The 17,405-nt window shown below is 71.2% G+C and carries 18 protein-coding genes and 1 pseudogene; 16 read left to right on the top strand and 3 right to left on the bottom strand.

The features are described from left to right. Nucleotides 1-17: 17 nt before the first annotated feature. From ACFWVE_RS04370 to ACFWVE_RS04300, 15 genes are all read left to right on the top strand, one after another. Nucleotides 18-1,652 (top strand): acyl-CoA dehydrogenase family protein, encoded by a 1,635-nt coding sequence (locus tag ACFWVE_RS04370; protein ID WP_384008081.1) that lies wholly within the window; start codon nt 18-20, stop codon nt 1,650-1,652. Nucleotides 1,653-2,343: 691 nt separating this feature from the next. Then, nucleotides 2,344-3,675: a hypothetical protein gene (locus ACFWVE_RS04365; protein WP_384008079.1), complete on the top strand. Its 1,332-nt coding sequence runs from the start codon at nt 2,344-2,346 to the stop codon at nt 3,673-3,675. Nucleotides 3,676-3,771: 96 nt separating this feature from the next. Beyond that, on the top strand, nt 3,772-4,350 hold the full coding sequence (locus ACFWVE_RS04360) for a GNAT family N-acetyltransferase (RefSeq protein WP_384008077.1): 579 nt from the start codon (nt 3,772-3,774) through the stop codon (nt 4,348-4,350). A 125-nt stretch (nt 4,351-4,475) separates the two neighbouring features. After that, nucleotides 4,476-4,631 carry a putative leader peptide gene (locus ACFWVE_RS04355; protein ID WP_384008076.1) on the top strand — a complete coding sequence of 52 codons (156 nt, stop codon included), beginning with the start codon at nt 4,476-4,478 and terminating at the stop codon, nt 4,629-4,631. A 189-nt stretch (nt 4,632-4,820) separates the two neighbouring features. After that, nucleotides 4,821-6,518 (top strand): nitrite/sulfite reductase, encoded by a 1,698-nt coding sequence (locus ACFWVE_RS04350; protein WP_384008074.1) that lies wholly within the window; start codon nt 4,821-4,823, stop codon nt 6,516-6,518. Further along, nucleotides 6,515-6,745: a hypothetical protein gene (locus tag ACFWVE_RS04345; protein WP_384008072.1), complete on the top strand. Its 231-nt coding sequence runs from the start codon at nt 6,515-6,517 to the stop codon at nt 6,743-6,745. The genes ACFWVE_RS04350 and ACFWVE_RS04345 overlap by 4 nt, the downstream gene beginning before the upstream one ends. Beyond that, a complete protein-coding gene (locus ACFWVE_RS04340; RefSeq protein ID WP_384008070.1) occupies nt 6,742-7,452 on the top strand; it encodes a phosphoadenylyl-sulfate reductase in 711 nt (236 codons plus the stop codon). Before ACFWVE_RS04345 ends, ACFWVE_RS04340 begins: the two co-directional genes overlap by 4 nt. A 73-nt stretch (nt 7,453-7,525) precedes the next feature. Beyond that, entirely contained in the window at nt 7,526-8,062 is a 537-nt protein-coding gene (cysC, locus tag ACFWVE_RS04335) for an adenylyl-sulfate kinase (protein WP_384008068.1), read from the top strand. Continuing rightward, entirely contained in the window at nt 8,059-9,012 is a 954-nt protein-coding gene (gene cysD / locus ACFWVE_RS04330) for a sulfate adenylyltransferase subunit CysD (protein WP_384008067.1), read from the top strand. Before cysC ends, cysD begins: the two co-directional genes overlap by 4 nt. A gap of 2 nt (nt 9,013-9,014) precedes the next feature. Next, complete coding sequence (locus tag ACFWVE_RS04325; protein WP_384008065.1) at nt 9,015-10,349, top strand: sulfate adenylyltransferase subunit 1; 1,335 nt, start codon at nt 9,015-9,017, stop codon at nt 10,347-10,349. Beyond that, on the top strand, nt 10,337-10,492 hold the full coding sequence (locus ACFWVE_RS04320) for a hypothetical protein (RefSeq protein ID WP_384008188.1): 156 nt from the start codon (nt 10,337-10,339) through the stop codon (nt 10,490-10,492). The genes ACFWVE_RS04325 and ACFWVE_RS04320 overlap by 13 nt, the downstream gene beginning before the upstream one ends. A gap of 152 nt (nt 10,493-10,644) precedes the next feature. Continuing rightward, nucleotides 10,645-11,754: an aliphatic sulfonate ABC transporter substrate-binding protein gene (locus ACFWVE_RS04315; protein WP_384008063.1), complete on the top strand. Its 1,110-nt coding sequence runs from the start codon at nt 10,645-10,647 to the stop codon at nt 11,752-11,754. Between the two features lie 38 nt (nt 11,755-11,792). Next, nucleotides 11,793-12,605, top strand: coding sequence for an ABC transporter ATP-binding protein (locus ACFWVE_RS04310; protein WP_384008061.1), 813 nt, complete (start codon nt 11,793-11,795; stop codon nt 12,603-12,605). Continuing rightward, the gene (locus tag ACFWVE_RS04305; RefSeq protein ID WP_384008059.1) at nt 12,592-13,518 is read left to right on the top strand and encodes an ABC transporter permease; all 927 of its coding nucleotides are present in this window, start codon (nt 12,592-12,594) and stop codon (nt 13,516-13,518) included. The genes ACFWVE_RS04310 and ACFWVE_RS04305 overlap by 14 nt, the downstream gene beginning before the upstream one ends. A 7-nt stretch (nt 13,519-13,525) precedes the next feature. After that, a complete protein-coding gene (locus ACFWVE_RS04300; RefSeq protein ID WP_384008057.1) occupies nt 13,526-14,272 on the top strand; it encodes a sirohydrochlorin chelatase in 747 nt (248 codons plus the stop codon). Nucleotides 14,273-14,307: 35 nt separating this feature from the next. Here the strand turns inward: ACFWVE_RS04300 and ACFWVE_RS04295 are convergent. Next, nucleotides 14,308-14,460, bottom strand: a pseudogene (locus tag ACFWVE_RS04295) (transposase domain-containing protein); the annotation flags it as partial. A gap of 224 nt (nt 14,461-14,684) precedes the next feature. Here ACFWVE_RS04295 and ACFWVE_RS04290 point away from each other — a divergent pair. Then, entirely contained in the window at nt 14,685-15,029 is a 345-nt protein-coding gene (locus tag ACFWVE_RS04290) for a transposase (protein WP_384008055.1), read from the top strand. A 170-nt stretch (nt 15,030-15,199) separates the two neighbouring features. Here ACFWVE_RS04290 and ACFWVE_RS04285 read toward each other — a convergent pair whose 3' ends face one another. Together ACFWVE_RS04285 and ACFWVE_RS04280 are read right to left on the bottom strand one after the other, a co-directional pair. Next, the gene (locus ACFWVE_RS04285) at nt 15,200-15,583 is read right to left on the bottom strand and encodes a recombinase family protein (RefSeq protein WP_384008053.1); all 384 of its coding nucleotides are present in this window, start codon (nt 15,581-15,583) and stop codon (nt 15,200-15,202) included. Between the two features lie 855 nt (nt 15,584-16,438). Continuing rightward, nucleotides 16,439-17,404 (bottom strand): hypothetical protein, encoded by a 966-nt coding sequence (locus tag ACFWVE_RS04280; RefSeq protein WP_384008176.1) that lies wholly within the window; start codon nt 17,402-17,404, stop codon nt 16,439-16,441. Nucleotide 17,405: the final 1 nt, after the last annotated feature.

The raw sequence follows: 17,405 nt of genomic DNA, 5'->3' as shown, positions 1-17,405 counted from the left end.
CGGGTAGGTTCGTGTTCATGGCAGGTACCACGCACACCGTGACCAACCAGACTCCGCCGCTGGCGCAGTACGACGTGTTCACCGCCGACCGGGCACTGACGGAGGCCGTCGCACGGCATCTGGATCCGTCGCTGCTGGACGAGGGCCTGTCCGAGCTGTCGGCGCTCGGACACACCTCCGGCTCCGCCCAGGTGCAGGAATGGGGGGCGCAGGCCAATGAGAACCCGCCCCGGCTGCGCACCCACGACCGGTACGGGCACCGGATCGACGAGGTCGACTTCCATCCTGCCTGGCACCGGTTGCTCGGCAAGGGCGTCTCGGCGGGTCTGACGGGCGCATGGGCGCGGCCGGGCGGGCATGTGCGGCGGGCGGCGGGGTTCGTGGTGTGGTCGCAGGTCGAGGCCGGGAACGGCTGCCCGCTGTCGATGACGCACGCGGCCGTGCCCGCCCTGCGCGCGGACCCGGCGCTCGCCGCCGAGTGGGAGCCGCGGCTGACGTCGGCGGTGTACGACCGGGCGCTGCGGCCCGCCCACGAGAAGTCCGGTGTGCTCTTCGGGATGGGCATGACGGAGAAGCAGGGCGGCAGCGACGTACGGGCCAACACGACGTCCGCGCGGCCGCTGGCCGAGGACGGGACCTACGAGCTGACCGGGCACAAGTGGTTCTGCTCGGCGCCGATGTCGGACGCGTTCCTGGTGCTGGCGCAGGCACCCGGCGGGCTCACCTGTTTCCTGGTGCCGCGCGTGCTCGAGGACGGCTCGCGCAACGTGTTCCTGATCCAGCGGCTCAAGGACAAGCTGGGCAACCGGTCCAACGCGTCCTCGGAGGTCGAGTTCGCGGGGACGTGGGCACGGCGGGTCGGGGACGAGGGGCGTGGGGTGCGCACCGTCATCGGGATGGTGGCGGCGACCCGGCTGGACTGCGTGCTGGGCTCGGCCGGGCTGATGCGGCAGGCCGTGGCGCAGGCGGTGCACCACTGCACGTACCGGGAGGCGTTCGGCGGCAAGCTGGTCGACAAGCCGCTGATGCGCAACGTCCTGGCCGATCTCGCCCTGGAGTCGGAGGCGGCCACCACGCTGGCGCTGCGGCTCGCCGCGGCCTACGACGACGGGAGCGAGCGGGAGCGGGCGCTGCTGCGGATCGCGGTGCCGGCCGCCAAGTACTGGGTGACCAAGCGGTGCGCGCCCGTCGCGGTGGAGGCGGCGGAGTGCCTGGGCGGCAACGGGTACGTGGAGGAGTCGGGGATGCCCCGGCTGGTGCGCGAGTCCCCGCTGAACTCGGTGTGGGAGGGCGCGGGCAACGTCCAGGCGCTGGACGTGCTGCGCGCGCTGAGCCGGGATCCGCAGGTGCTGGACGCGTACCTCGGCGAGGTCGGGCGGGCACGCGGGGCCGATCACCGGCTGGACGGCGCGATCAAGGACCTGCTGACCGAACTGGCCGACCTGGAGGGCGCCGAGGGGCGCGCCCGGCGGCTCGTGGAACGGCTCGCGCTGGTGCTCCAGGGCTCGCTGCTGGTGCGGTACGCGCCGCCGCAGGTCGCCGACGCGTTCTGCGCGGCACGGCTGGGCGGTGACGGGGGCGCGGCCTTCGGGACGCTGCCGCACACCCTCGACCTCGCGACGGTGGTGGAACGGGCCCGGCCGGAGGTGTGAGACGGCAGAGGGCTGTCCCGGGCGGGAGACGGCGGAGGGCTGTCCGGCCGCGAATCGAACGGGGCGACCCGGCCGGGAGGAGCCGGTTTCGACATCCCCGGCACGACGACCGGGTATGACGCGGGGGTGGTGCTGCGCCGACACGGCACCACCCCCGCCGCACAGGCCCCTTGGAGCCGTGGACGCCGCTCGGGACGGCGTCGCTCAAGTTTCAAGCAGTGCGGGGCGGTCCGCCAGGGTTGCAGGGGGTTGCAACTTGCTGCTGTCTGTGTCCGCACCGAACGATCCCGCCGGGGACACACGGCACCATGGGACCGACGACGGCCAGAACGGATCTCGGGGGCACGGCCGGTGGGCCGTGGGCTGTCCTCCGAGTCTTTCCCCGGGAGGATCAGTGCCGCTCTCGCCGATAGACGTGGGGCATCTGGCCGGCGTGGACACGACGCGCGCGGCCCGGAGAGTCCGCCGGGCCCCCGGCCCGGAAAGTCCGGGCCCTGAGGGTCCAGCACAGCACATCACCGCGCGCCGGGCCGCTTGTTCTGCGGATTTGCCGGGTCTTCATCCCCTGCGGGGCTGTCTGCCGTAGCATCGCCCCACGGGCCACCCTCACCTGCTCCACGGTCAACGGTCATCGGTCGGAAGGTCAACGGTCGGATCGCCGGACGCAGTTGGCTCGCCTCGGGAGGACGTTATGAAGCATCGCGGCAGACACCGTCGGCGCAGGCGGGGCAAGGCGCTGCGGGCGACGCTGGCCGGAACCGCGCTCGCGCTCACCGCGGCGGCCACCATGATCAGCACGTCGCAGGCCACCGACGCGGACGACCCCGGGGCGCTGAAGCCGCTCACCAGGGCCGCCGAGACCGCGCCGCTGCGGCTGTCCGAGACCCGTGTGCCACCGGAGTGGCTCGACCGGCTCTCCTCCGAGATGGGGCGGCCCGTCGGTGTCCGGTCCGTGCTCGACGACACCGACGGTTCGCTGCGCGACGCGGGGTCCTGTACGGACGAGGACCGGCGCGGGCTGCCCCTCGAGCCCGCGGCCACGCGCACGTACTGCTGGGACGGCGCCGACGTCGAGGGCTGGAGTCCCGGCGCCGTCACCACGTCCGGGGACGCGGACGACGACGGCCACTGGGGCCCGGACCGGGTGGTGCTCTCCGCCTGGAGCCGGGGCGGCACCACGGCGGACGGCACCACCGCGCAGGTTCCGGCCGTGGCGGGTGCCGGCGCGGGGCAGGGGCTCGCGCGGGTCGCGTTCATCGACGCCGGTGACCCCGACGACCTCCGCTACACCTGGGCCCAGCTCGCCGTCCCGGTCTCCGGGGGGCAGGACTACCGCGGACTGGTCTCCCCCGTGACGGGCATGGTCTGGTACCAGGACAAGCTGCTGGTCACCGCCGGGCGGGGGGACGGCAGCGCGCTGTACGTGTACGACGTGGACCGCGTCCAGCGGGCCACCGTGGGCGGTTCGACGGTCGGGCGGGTGCCCGGCGGCTGGTCGGCGGCCGGGGCACGGTACGTGCTGCCCGCCGTCGCCGCGTACCGGACGGCCGACGCGGCCGCCCCGCAGCCGGGCGGCATCTCCCTGGACCGCAGCACGGCGCCGGACAGTCTGGTCGCACACGAGGCGGTCGCCGAGGACCACGACGGGCCGACCCGGCTGTGGCGGTACGCGTTCGACGACGCCGAGGCCCGCACGGGGCTGCTGGCCACGGACCCGCTGCTGAAGGTGGACCCGGCCGCGGCGTACGAGACGAAGCTGACCCATGTGCGCAGTGTGCTGTCGTACGGGTCGGGCTGGTACCTGGGCCGGATGACCGGGACGTCGGACGAGCGCGGGACGCTGTGGCGACAGGACACGGAGGGGGCCCGGCCCACCCGGTGCGGGGCGGACGAGACGCACCGCTGCTGGAGCGGTGCGTCGGCGTCCCTGTCCTACTGGCAGGAGACCGGCGAGATGTGGTCCCAGTCCGGCCGCATGCTCTTCGCCCTGCCCCTGACCTCCGTCGACGGCTCGCTGGACTGAACCCGGCCGCTGAACCCGGCCAGGGGCCTGCCGCTCCCCGCGCCGCACGGACCGGGCATTCGACAGGCGTCCGCGCCGGGTGGTTCCCTTTCCGGTATGACGAGCATCGCCGTGACCACCTGGTCCCTGGAGCAGACCGCGCCCACCGACCTCCGGCCGGCCGCCGTGCCGGAGGGGGACGTACGGGTCGTGCGCGCCGAGGTGCCGTCCCCGGAGTTCAGCCGCTTCCTGTACGCGTCGGTCGGCGGTGACATCCGCTGGACGGACCGGCTGGGCTGGACGTACGCGCGGTGGCTGGAGCACCTGGACCGGCCCGGCACGGAGACCTGGGTGGCGTACGAGCGGGGAACGCCCGCGGGGTACGTGGAGCTTCGGGCGCAGGGCGACGGGGTCGTGGAGATCGTCCACTTCGGGCTGATCCCCGCCTTCCGGGGCCGGCGCATCGGCGGGCACCTCCTGTCGTACGGCGTCGCGCGGGCCTGGGATCTGGCGGAGCGGTGGCCGGAACGGAAGCCGACCGCGCGGGTCTGGCTGCACACGTGCAGCAAGGACGGCGAACACGCGATGGACAATTACCGGCGTCGGGGATTCCGGCTGTTCGACACCAAGGTCGAGGACGAGGACGAGGACGAGGTCGCCGCCCCGGGCCCGTGGCCGGGAGCGCACCCGGCCTGAGCACCGCTCCTGCCTCGTCGCGCCCCGCGCTGCCCGCCCCGTACGCGCCCACCACATCCACCCCTCCTGAGCTGCGCGGACAAGACCGCCCGCGCCGCCTGTGACCAAAACCACCTCCGTCTCCCATGCCGAGACGAAGATGTCCGCATCATGGACGAAGCTGGACTGTGTCCAGATCTCCGTGCCACGCTTCCGTCATGCCTGGAACGGGAATCGCCTTGGTGAGTCGGCGGCACGTCGACCTCGGCCGCATGTCCAGCGCCATCTGTCCGGCGCGCTGAGAGCACGTTCAGCAGCACTCGACAGCCCCTCTTCGGCCCGCTCCGGTCCACCCCGATCGGTACCGCACGGTCCCACCCGATTCAGCCTCGCTCCACCGAACTCCCCGCGCAATGACGCGCTGCATGCCCCTGCATCGTCATGCGCAGGTCAGAGCCGCATCCCCGTCTGTCCCGAAGGACGTATCAACCATGGCCGCCAGCCCGCAGAACCCTGCCGCCGCGACCCCCCGCCGCAAGGTGAGCCGTCACCGCGGAGAGGGCCAGTGGGCCGCGGGACACTTCACGCCGCTCAACGGCAACGAGCAGTTCAAGAAGGACGACGACGGTCTCAACGTACGGACACGTGTTGAGACGATCTACTCGAAGCGGGGCTTCGACTCGATCGACCCCAACGACCTGCGTGGCCGCCTGCGCTGGTGGGGCCTCTACACGCAGCGTCGTCCCGGGATCGACGGCGGCCGTACCGGTGTGCTGGAGCCCGAGGAGCTCGAGGACGAGTACTTCATGATGCGGGTCCGCATCACCGGCGGGCGGCTCACCACCGAGCAGCTGCGCGTGATCGGCGAGATCGCCGAGACGTACGCCCGCGGCACCGCCGACATCACCGACCGGCAGAACATCCAGTACCACTGGATCCGCATCGAGGACGTGCCCGCGATCTGGGAGCGGCTCGAGTCGGTCGGCCTGTCCACCACGGAGGCCTGTGGCGACACCCCGCGCGGCATGCTCGGCTCCCCCGTCGCCGGTGTCGCCGAGGACGAGATCATCGACGGCTCGGCGGCACTGGACGAGATCGCCCGCCGTTACATCGGCGACCCGCGCTTCTCCAACCTGCCGCGCAAGTTCAAGACCGCCGTCTCCGGCTCCCCGCTGCTGGACGTCGCCCACGAGATCAACGACGTGTCCTTCGTCGGCGTGGTCCACCCCGAGCACGGCCCCGGTTTCGACCTGTGGGTCGGTGGCGGTCTGTCGACCAACCCCAAGTTCGGGGTGCGGCTGGGCGCCTGGGTGCCCGAGGCGGACGTGCCCGACGTGTGGGAAGGCGTCATCTCCATCTTCCGCGACCACGGATACCGGCGGCTGCGCAACAGGGCGCGGCTGAAGTTCCTGGTCGCCGACTGGGGGCCGGAGAAGTTCCGCCAGGTCCTGGAGGACGACTACCTGGGCCGCAAGCTGGCCGACGGCCCGGCGCCCGTGATGCCCGCGCAGCGGTGGCGCGACCACATCGGGGTGCACCGCCAGAAGGACGGCCGGTTCTACGTCGGCTTCGCGCCGCGGGTGGGCCGGATGGACGGCTCGCTGCTCACCAAGGTCGCCACGCTGGCCGAGGACCACGGTTCGGGACGGGTGTCCACCACGGTCGAGCAGAAGATGATCGTCCTGGACGTACCGCAGGACCGGGTGGACTCGCTCGTCGACGCCCTGGAGGCGCTGGACCTGCGGGTCAGGCCGTCGACCTTCCGGCGCGGCACGATGGCCTGCACGGGTATCGAGTTCTGCAAGCTCGCCATCGTGGAGACCAAGGAGCGCGGCAGCGACCTCATCGACGAGCTGGAGCGCCGGCTGCCCGACTTCGGGGAGCCGCTCACCATCAACGTCAACGGCTGCCCGAACGCCTGCGCCCGTATCCAGACCGCGGACATCGGCCTCAAGGGGCAGCTGGTCACCGACGCCGAGGGCCGGCAGGTCAGCGGCTACCAGGTGCACCTGGGCGGCGCGCTCGGCCTGGACCCGTCCTTCGGCCGCAAGGTGCGCGGTCTGAAGGTCACCTCGGACGAGCTGCCGGACTACATCGAGCGGGTCCTGAAGCGCTTCGAGGCCGAGCGCGAGGACGGCGAGCGGTTCGCCACGTGGGCGGCCCGCGCGGATGCGGAGGCCCTGTCGTGAGCGAGCGTGCCGCGCCGTTCTACTGCCCCTACTGCGGCGACGAGGACCTGCGCCCCAGCGAGGAGGGACGGGAGGCCCCCCTGCTCGAGCGAAGCCGAGGGCTCGGGGGAGGGGCCTGGGAATGCGGGGCGTGCAACCGGGCCTTCCGGCTGAAGTTCCTCGGGCTGCTCGCCCAGGGGCTCGACCGGCCGGACACGGGACCGGACACAGGAGGGGACCGAATATGACGACGGTTCAGGAAGAGCGCACCACCGACGAGTTGAAGGCGCTGACCGAGCAGGCGGGCCGCGACCTGGAGGACGCCTCCGCACTGGAGATCCTCCGGTGGGCCGCCGGGACCTTCGGCGAGCGCTTCTGCGTGACCTCCTCCATGGAGGACGCGGTGGTCGCCCATCTCGCCTCCCGCGCCCTGCCCGGCGTGGATGTGGTGTTCCTCGACACCGGCTACCACTTCGAGGAGACTATTGGGACCCGGGATGCCGTGGAGGCTGTGATGGATGTCAACGTCATCACGCTCACCCCTAGGCAGACCGTCGCCGAGCAGGACGCCGAGTACGGGCCGAAGCTGTACGAGCGCGACCCCGACCTGTGCTGCGCTCTCCGCAAGGTGCGACCGCTGGAGGAGGGCCTGCGGGGGTACGTGGCCTGGGCGACCGGGCTGCGCCGCGACGAGTCCCCGACCCGGGCGAACACCCCGGTCGTCGGCTGGGACGAGAAGCGGCGGAAGGTGAAGATCTCCCCCATCGCCCGCTGGACCCAGGACGACGTGGACGCCTACGTCGCCGAGCACGGCGTGCTCACCAACCCGCTGCTGATGGACGGGTACGCGTCGGTGGGCTGCGCCCCCTGCACCCGCCGGGTGCTGGAGGGCGAGGACGCCCGGGCCGGCCGCTGGGCGAGCCGCGGCAAGACCGAGTGCGGACTGCACGGCTGACATGACCGAGACCCCCGCACCTTCGCGGCCCACCTCCGGGCCCCCCGCGCCCTCTACGAACCAGGAGACCGACGTGACGACCGGAGCCACCGTCTGGCTCACGGGTCTGCCGAGCGCAGGCAAGACCACCATCGCCCACGAGCTGGCCGCCCGGCTGCGCGAGCAGGGCCGCCGGGTCGAGCTGCTCGACGGCGACGAGATCCGCGAGTTCCTCTCCGCGGGTCTCGGCTTCAGCCGCGAGGACCGGCACACCAACGTGCAGCGCATCGGTTTCGTCGCCGAACTGCTCGCCCGCAACGGCGTCACCGCGCTCGTCCCGGTCATCGCACCGTACGCGGACAGCCGGGACGCCGTCCGGGGGCGGCACGAGACGAACGGCACGTCGTACGTCGAGGTGCACGTCGCGACCCCCCTCGAGGTGTGTTCCGTACGCGACGTGAAGGGCCTGTACGCGAAGCAGGCCGCGGGCGAACTCACCGGGCTGACCGGCGTGGACGACCCGTACGAGGCTCCCGTCTCTCCCGATCTGCGCATCGAGTCGCAGCACCAGACCGTCCAGGAATCCGCCGCGGCGGTGCACGCCCTGCTGAGCGAAAGGGGACTGGCATGACAACCGTGGCCACGGTCGCGACCGGCGACGAGGGCGCCGGCGGTGCGACCGGCCCGTACGCCCTCTCCCACCTCGACGCCCTCGAGTCGGAGGCGGTGCACATCTTCCGCGAGGTCGCGGGCGAGTTCGAGAATCCGGTGATCCTGTTCTCCGGCGGCAAGGACTCCATCCTGATGCTGCACCTGGCGCTGAAGGCCTTCGCGCCGGCGCCGGTCCCGTTCTCGCTGCTGCACGTCGACACCGGGCACAACTTCCCCGAGGTCCTCGACTACCGCGACCGCGCGGTCGCCCGGCACGGACTGCGGCTGCACGTCGCCTCCGTACAGGACTACATCGACCGCGGCGTGCTGCGCGAGCGCCCCGACGGCACGCGCAACCCGCTGCAGACGGTGCCGCTCACCGAGAAGATCGCCGCAGAGAAGTTCGACGCCGTGTTCGGTGGCGGCCGGCGGGACGAGGAGAAGGCCCGCGCGAAGGAGCGGGTGTTCTCGCTGCGCGACGAGTTCTCCCAGTGGGACCCGCGCCGCCAGCGGCCCGAGCTGTGGAACCTCTACAACGGCCGGCACGCGCCCGGTGAGCACGTCCGGGTCTTCCCGCTGTCCAACTGGACCGAGCTGGACGTGTGGCAGTACATAGCCCGCGAGAACATCGAACTGCCGGAGATCTACTACGCCCACCACCGCGAGGTGTTCCAGCGGGGCGGCATGTGGCTGACCGCCGGCGAGTGGGGCGGCCCGAAGGACGGCGAGAGCGTCGAGAAGCGGCTCGTCCGCTACCGGACGGTGGGCGACATGTCCTGCACCGGCGCGGTCGACTCCGGGGCCGACACCATCGAGAAGGTGATCACCGAGATCGCCGCCTCCCGGCTGACCGAGCGCGGGGCGACCCGGGCCGACGACAGGCTCTCCGAGGCCGCGATGGAAGACCGCAAGCGCGAGGGGTACTTCTAGACATGAGCACGATCACGAGTGAGGCGCTCGCGGAGACCACCCTGCTGCGGTTCGCCACCGCCGGTTCCGTCGACGACGGCAAGTCCACCCTGGTGGGCCGGCTGCTGCACGACTCCAAGTCGGTCCTCACCGACCAGCTGGAGGCCGTGGAGCGGGTGTCGGCGAGCCGCGGCCAGGAGGCTCCCGACCTCGCCCTGCTCACCGACGGGCTGCGGGCCGAGCGGGAACAGGGCATCACCATCGACGTGGCGTACCGCTACTTCGCCACGCCGCGGCGCCGGTTCATCCTCGCCGACACGCCGGGCCATGTGCAGTACACCCGCAACATGGTCACCGGTGCCTCCACCGCGGAGCTGACCGTCGTCCTCGTCGACGCCCGCAACGGCGTGGTCGAGCAGACCCGGCGGCACGCGGCCATCGCCGCCCTGCTGCGCGTGCCCCATGTCACCCTCGCCATCAACAAGATGGACCTGGTGGACTACGAGGAGGCCGTGTTCGCGCGGATCGCCGAGGAGTTCACGGCGTACGCGACCGAGCTGGGCGTCCCGGAGGTCACCACGATCCCGATCTCGGCGCTCGTCGGCGACAACGTCGTGGAGCCGTCGGCTCACATGGACTGGTACGGCGGCCCGACGGTGCTGGAGCACCTGGAGACGGTGCCGGTCAGCCACGACCTGGCGCACTGCCACGCCCGGCTGCCCGTTCAGTACGTGATCCGGCCGCAGAGCCCCGAGCACCCGGACTACCGCGGGTACGCCGGCCAGATCGCCGCGGGCACGTTCCGCGTCGGCGACGAGGTGACCGTGCTGCCGTCCGGCCGGACCACGACGGTCACCGGGATCGATCTGCTGGGCACGCCCGTGGAGGCGGCCTGGACGCCGCAGTCGGTGACGCTGCTGCTGGCGGACGACATCGACATCTCCCGCGGCGACCTGCTCGTCCCGAGCAAGGACGCGCCGGCCACCACGCAGGACGTCGAGGCCACCGTCTGCCATGTCGCCGACCAGCCGCTGACGGTCGGCCACCGGGTGCTGCTCAAGCACGGCACCCGGACGGTCAAGGCGATCGTGAAGGACATCCCGGCCCGGCTGACGCTGGACGACCTGTCGCTGCACCCGCATCCGGGCACGCTCGTCGCCAACGACATCGGCCGGGTGAAGATCCGTACCGCCGAGCCCCTGCCGGCCGACTCGTACGCGGACTCGCGGCGCACCGGTTCGTTCATCCTGATCGACCCGAGTGACGGCACCACGCTCACCGCGGGCATGGCCGGCGAGTCCTTCGCCGCCCCGGTCCCGGTCAAGGACGCGGCCGAGGGCGACGGATGGAACTTCTGACGTCGCGTCATGTCCCTGCCCCGGCCTGCGAACCGACCGACGGCCTCGCCACCGACGTCTTCGCCACCTTCGCCAAGGAGGGCGGCCGGATCGGCGGCGGGCAGCTCGGCAGCGGCCAGGGTGGAGTCGCGCGATGTGCGTGACGCTCCCGGCGCGCCAGGGGCGCGCGCACCGTTCGCTCGCCACCCCGGTCCACCGCCGCCACCGCCGAAAACCCGCCGATCCCCCGGCCACGGCCAGCTGAGTACGACCAGTTGAGTACGTGGGAGCCGGGCCCCCGAGAGGAACACCTCCCGTGCCTGCCACCCCCGCCCTTGCGCCCCGCGCGTTCGCCGTGACGGCCACGCTGGCCGTCCTGCTCGCCCTGGCCGGCTGCGGCTACGGCTCCCAGGCCAAGGAGAAAACCGGCGCCGGGATCGCGGCCGGGGCTCAGAAGACCGACGGTCTCGACGCGGTGAGGATCGGCCACTTCGGCAATCTGACCCACGGGACCGCGCTGGTGGGCAAGCAGAAGGGCTTCTTCCAGAAGGAGCTCGGCGCGACCGAGGCGCGGTACGCGGTGTTCAACGCGGGGCCGTCCGCGATCGAGGCGCTCAACTCCGGTTCCATCGACGTCGCCTGGATGGGGCCGTCCCCGGCGGTGAACGGCTGGGCCAAGTCGCAGGGCAAGAACCTGCGGATCATCGGCGGTTCGGCGTCCGGCGGGGTGAAGCTGGTGGTGAACCCGGACCGGGTGAAGTCCCTGGAGGACGTCGAGGGCAAGCGGATCGCGACCCCGCAGCTCGGCAACACGCAGGACGTGGCGTTCCTCAACTGGGCGGCCGAGCAGGGCTGGACGGTCGACGCGCAGAGCGGCAAGGGCGATGTCACGGTCGTCCGCAGCGACAACAAGGTCACCCCGGGCGCCTTCGCGGCCGGGTCGGTCGACGGCGCGTGGGTGCCGGAGCCCACCGCGTCGAAGCTGGTCGCCGAGGGCGGGAAGGTCCTGCTGGACGAGGCCTCCCTGTGGCCGGACGGGAAGTTCGTCATCACGAACCTGGTCGTGCGCCAGGAGTTCCTGGAGAAGCACCCGAAGGCCGTCGAGGCGGTGCTCGAGGCGTCGGTCTCCACCAACCGGTGGATCAACGAACATCCGGACGAGGCCAAGGCCGCCGCCAACGAGCAGCTGGCGGCCGACTCCGGCAAGGCACTGCCCGCCGACGTCCTGGACCCGGCGTGGAAGTCGATCCGGTTCACCGACGACCCGCTGGCCGGCACCCTCGGCACCCAGGCGGAACACGCCGTGGAGGCGGGCCTGCTCGAGCGGCCCGACCTGAACGGCATCTACGACCTGGAACTCCTCAACAAGGTCCTCGCGGCCGAGGGCGCACCCGCCGTCGACGACGCCGGTCTCGGCACCAACTGATCCCGGAACCCGAAGAAACGTCCCAGGAGGTGACGACCATGGCCACGACCCTCGCCAAGGCCGCAGACGGCACCGAGGCGGTCACCCACGCCGCCCGGATCGAGCATGTCTCGAAGTCGTTCGCGGGCCCGGCCGGGCGGCAGCTCGTGCTGGACGACATCACGCTCGATGTCGCGCCCGGTGAGTTCGTCACCCTGCTGGGGGCTTCGGGGTGCGGCAAGTCCACGCTGCTCAACCTGGTCGCGGGCCTCGACGCGCCCAGCACCGGCACGATCAGCACGGACGGCCGCCCGGCGCTGATGTTCCAGGAGCACGCGCTGTTCCCGTGGCTGACGGCGGGCAAGAACATCGAGCTCGCCCTGAAGCTGCGTGGCGTGCCGAAGGCGGAGCGGCGCGGCCGGGCCGAGGAGCTGCTGGAGCTGGTCCGGCTGAAGGGCGCCCACGGCAAGCGGGTGCACGAGCTGTCCGGCGGCATGCGCCAGCGGGTCGCGCTGGCCCGCGCGCTCGCCCAGGAGAGCAAGCTGCTGCTGATGGACGAGCCGTTCGCGGCGCTGGACGCCATCACCCGGGACGTGCTGCACGACGAGCTGACCCGGATCTGGCGCACTGCGAACACCGGCGGCTCCGTCGAGGGCCGGTTGTCCGTCCTGTTCGTCACGCACAACGTGCGCGAGGCCGTCCGGCTCGCACAGCGGGTGGTCCTGCTGTCCTCCCGGCCGGGCCGGATCGCCCGCCAGTGGACGGTCGACATCGAGCACCCCCGCCGTATCGAGGACACCGCGGTCGCGGAACTGTCCGTCGAGATCACCGAGCAACTCCGTGGGGAGATCCGCCGTCATGGCCAGCACTGAAACAACCGGGAGGGACGGCAAGGACAGGAAGGACGGGACGGACGGGACGGACACGAACGACCTCGCCGGTCTCGAGGCGGGCCTCGACGCGCTGGAGACGAGGCAGCAGACCCGCAGGCCGTGGCGTCAGACCTTCGTCCAGAAGATCCTTCCGCCCGTCCTCGCCGTCGCCCTGGTGCTGGCCGTGTGGCAGGCACTGGTCTCCTTCAGGATCGTCGACGATCCGACCAAGCTGCCCTCGCCGGGCGCCGTGTGGGGCGTCGTGCGGGACGCGTGGCTCCAGGGCGAACTGCTCGGCTACATCTGGACCAGCGTCTCGCGCGGTCTGCTCGGCTTCTTCTTCGCGCTGCTGATCGGTACGCCGCTGGGACTGCTGGTGGCGCGGGTGAGGTTCGTGCGCGCGGCGATCGGCCCGATCCTGTCCGGGCTGCAGTCCCTGCCGTCGGTGGCGTGGGTGCCGCCGGCGGTGATCTGGCTGGGCCTGAACAACCAGATGATGTACGCGGTGATCCTGCTCGGCGCGGTCCCCTCGATCGCCAACGGTCTGGTCTCCGGCGTCAGCCAGGTCCCGCCGCTGTTCCTGCGGGCCGGCCGCACGCTGGGCGCGACGGGGCTGAAGGGCACCTGGCACATCGTGCTGCCGGCCGCGCTGCCCGGCTATGTGGCGGGTCTGAAGCAGGGCTGGGCGTTCTCCTGGCGTTCGCTGATGGCCGCGGAGATCATCGCGTCGTTCCCCGATCTCGGCATCGGCCTCGGACAGCTGCTGGAGAACGGCCGCAACGCGAGCGACATGGCCATGGTGTTCGAGGCGATCCTGCTGATCCTGACCGTGGGCATCGCCATCGACCTGCTGATCTTCAGTCCGCTGGAGCGGTGGGTCCTGCGCAGCCGCGGCCTGCTGGGGAGGGACTGATCCGATCATGCGCCGCCCGGTTCTTCTCGTCATCGCCCACGGCAGCCGCGATCCGCGGCACGCGGCGACCGTGCACGCCCTGGTGCGGCGGGTGCGGACGCTGCGGCCGGAGCTGCGGGTGGAGACCGGCTTCCTCGATTTCAACATCCCCTCCGTACCGGGGGTGCTGGACTCCCTCGCGGCGGAGGGCGTGCGCGACGTGGTGGCCCTCCCACTGCTGCTGACCCGCGCCTTCCACGCCAAGGCGGACATCCCGGCGGTCCTCGCGGACGCGGACGCGCGGCTGCGCATCCGCCAGGCGGACGTCCTGGGGCCGTCCCCCCTGCTCCACGCCGCGCTGGAACGCCGGCTGTACGAGGCGGGCCTGACGCCCGCCGACAAGTCCTCGACCGGGGTCGTCCTGGCCTCGGCGGGGTCCACCGACCCGGAGGCGATCGCAGTGATCGCAGAAATCGCGCGGGAGTGGCGGCACACCGGTTGGTGCGCCGTGCGGCCTGCGTTCGCCTCCGCGTCCCTGCCCCGCACCGAGGACGCGGTACGCGACCTGCGTGCCCTCGGCTGCGAGCGCGTCGCCGTGGCCCCGTACGTGCTGGCCCCGGGCTTCCTCCCGGACCGCATCGCACGGGGCGCGGCCCAGGCGGACGTCCTGGCGGACGTTCTCGGTCCGGCACCGGAGGTGGCGCGGGTGCTGCTGCAGCGGTACGACGCGGCACGGATACCGGCGGTGGGAGCAGTGAGGGCGGTGGGGGCCTGAGGCCCCGGGGTTGCCGGTGGGGCGATGCCGACACGGGACGGAAGATCACGCAGTCGCTTCTGGAAGCGACGGGTCTCGTGAAGGACAGCGTCGACCAGTTCGAACGGTATGCCGGTCGTCAACTCGCCCAGATGACCGGGCGCGAACTTGCCCGCAGCCACGGCGACCGAACGAGTGATGTCCGTCATCGGTGCGGGCAGGGGATGATGAGACGGCAACGGAGCTCCTTGGAGACAAGCTGTCTTGGTCGACTGCCTGTACCAACGAGCTCCGTTGTTCTACGTCAAGATTTCTTCACCGCCACTTGCCTGACCTGCGAAAACGCTAACTACCTGGCCTTGGGCCTTGACCTCTGATGTTGGACGCACGGGACACTGGGTCCTGAGGATCTGAGGACGGACATCTCGTGGTCATGAAGAACTACCCGCCGGAGTTCAAGGCGGACGCGGTCGCGCTGTACGAGTCGCGGCCCGAGGCGACGATCAGGTCGGTCGCCGCCGATCTGGGGATCAATCCGGAGACGCTGCGGAACTGGGTCCGGGCTGCCGGAGCAAGCCGTCCACGGGGACGCCGGACGCAGGAACCGGCCCAGCCGCCGACCTCGCTGGAGGCGGAGAACGCGGCCCTGCGGAAGAAGGTCCGTGAGCTGGAGGAGGAACGCGAGATCCTGCGGAAGGCGGCGAAGTATTTCGCCGGGGAGACGCGCTGGCGAATCGCTTCCAGTGTGTCGCCGACCTCCAGCGCCGTTACGGCGTGAAGCGGCTCTGCAGCATTCTCGGCGTCAGCCGCTCGAGGTTCCACCACTGGTGCCGGACGGCCGCGGACCGGGCCGCCCGGCAGGTAGCCGACGCCCGCCTGGCCGCCCGGATACGGGCGGGGGCCCTGTTCTCGTATAGCTACCGCCAGGTGGCGTGTAGCGCTGAGTAACTACTTGGGGCTGCGGTCGAGCTGCCGGAGGGCGGCGAAGTGGGTGTGCGCCGCCTCGACGGCCTCCGGGTACGCCTGGGTCTTCTCGTGCTCGGCCAGCGCCCGATAGATGCTGGAGAGGCTGGGGCTCTGTCCCTTGCGGCGGCCGGTGGGGATGAGCAGGTCGGGCTGGATGTCCTCGACGGTCTCGCCGTTCGCGCGGCGGCGGAGCACGGTGTGCAGCATGTCGTCGGTGATGACCGGGGGCCGGCCGCCGTGGTTGCCTTTGCGGGCCGCGGTGTCGAGTCCTTCGAGGGTGGCCTCGCGGATGTTCTCGCGCTCGGTCTCCGCCATCGCTGCGAAGAACCCGAACAGCAGGCGTCCCGGACCGCTGGGGTCGTACATCCCCTGGGGGGCCCGGCAAGCATTTCTAGGACCGGGCCGTGGGCGGTGAGGTGGTCGGCGAGCGCGGTCAGCTCTGCGGCATCGCGCCCGAGACACTTCATCTCATACACCGTGAAGATCACCCGGCAGTGCGGGGCGTGGGCCTTGATCTCCCGGGCGGCGCTGAGGGCTGCCTCGAACTGCGGGCGGACCCGGACCCGGGTACTGAATCTTTTCCGAGAAGATCTTGTCCCTGGGGATGCGCTTGGCGGCGAGGGCGTCGAGCTGTGTCTGGAGTTCCTGGGTGAGGGTCGAACAGCGGGCGTATCCGATGCGGATGTCCGCGCTCGGGGTGTCCGGGTCGACGGGTGCGGGCGCCGGGATGCCGGGATGCCGGGATGCCGGGATGCCGGGATGCCGGGATGCCGGGATGCCGGGATGCCGGGATGCCGGGATGCCGGGCCGCCAAGGCTAGCCGGGGCTGCGGCCGGCGGGTGTCGGCACGCGCAGGGGTTTCGCGAGCCGGGGCACCTTCGTGAAGCGGCCGGTGTGGTACGTCCCGGCAACCGCACCGGAGCGCGAGCGGCAGGGTGAACCTGGCTGAGCGTTACAGCGCGGGCATGGGTGGCGCTCGACGTCGTCCACTTCGGACGCGAGTGCGGTTTGAGGGCCCGTCATGCCCCCGGATACTGTCACAAACGTTTCCCGGAACATGCCTGGTTCCACTCTTGAGTGAGAACGAGTTGTGACAGGGGATCCGTGATCCGGGCCACTTTCGCCGACCGTCCTTGATCTTGCTCCGGGAAAGGGTCGTTTGTGAGAGTGGGGCAGGCTGTGCCCCCGGAGGAGACAGCCTGCCCCCACTCGTCGTTCCCGTCAGACACTGAAGCGTTCGACGAGCATCTTCATGGTGTCGAAGGCGGGCTTGGGGGAGTAGTCATCGGTGGTGAGCCCGAATTGATGGAACAGTCCCGTTTCGGCGCTGTCGGCATCTCGCAGCGCAAAATGCGTGTAACCGCTCAGGTGGAGTTGCTTCGATTGGGCGGCGATCACATTTACCACGGTCTCGACGACGCCGGCCTGCCGGTGCGGGTGGCGTTCGGGTCCGGTGGGCCAACCGTGCTCGGTGATGTGCAGCGGTAGGTGTCCCAAGCCGGAGGGTGCCAGTACCGAGTCACGGTGATGACGTAGCAGTCCCTCGACAGCGTGCGGGAGGTCGGATGCGTCGACGGGTTGGAAGACGTCGGGAAAGAAGTCCAGGCCCACGTAGTCCAGATCGGAGATGAAGTTCCCTCCCCCGAGGCTGGTCAGATCAGTGACGAAGGAGGTTGCCGGCCCGAAGAGAGGGGCGGTGTTGAATCCGACCCGTAGGTCTGTGTACCCGAGTTCACGTGCTCGCGCTTTGACGACGGAAACCCCACGGACGATCGCCTCGTGCACCGCCGGGTAGTAGCCGTCCAGCGTCGGGTTCGACGTGACGTTGGGCTCTTCCGTCACTTGCAACGTGCTCGTGACCGCGCCGTACTGCTCGACCAGCTCGCGCAGGAAGTCGCAGTAGCCGTCGACGTCTCCGGCTGGGGACTGGTACTGCGCCACCAAGTCCAAGCGGCGCCCCCGGACGGCGTATTGGGCTGCGGCGGCCGGTGCCGCGGTCGCGTGTGGCTCGCCGAGGCGGGTGACATCGTCGAAGCCTATGTAGGCGCGTACCAGGAACGGACGGCCTGGTCGGCCCTGGAGGCGGTCGAGTGCACTCGATACGAGGGCCGGGTCATCGGGCAGGCCGCCGGCCAGGCCCCCGGTGTCATCACCGGCGACTCCGCCCGGGTAGATCCCGAAGAGCATG

Origin of the sequence: Streptomyces sp. NPDC058632 (assembly GCF_042717095.1) — a bacterium.
GTDB lineage: Bacteria > Actinomycetota > Actinomycetes > Streptomycetales > Streptomycetaceae > Streptomyces.
Note: the sequence above shows the minus strand (reverse complement) of the source record. Positions and strands in the feature narration are given on the sequence as shown.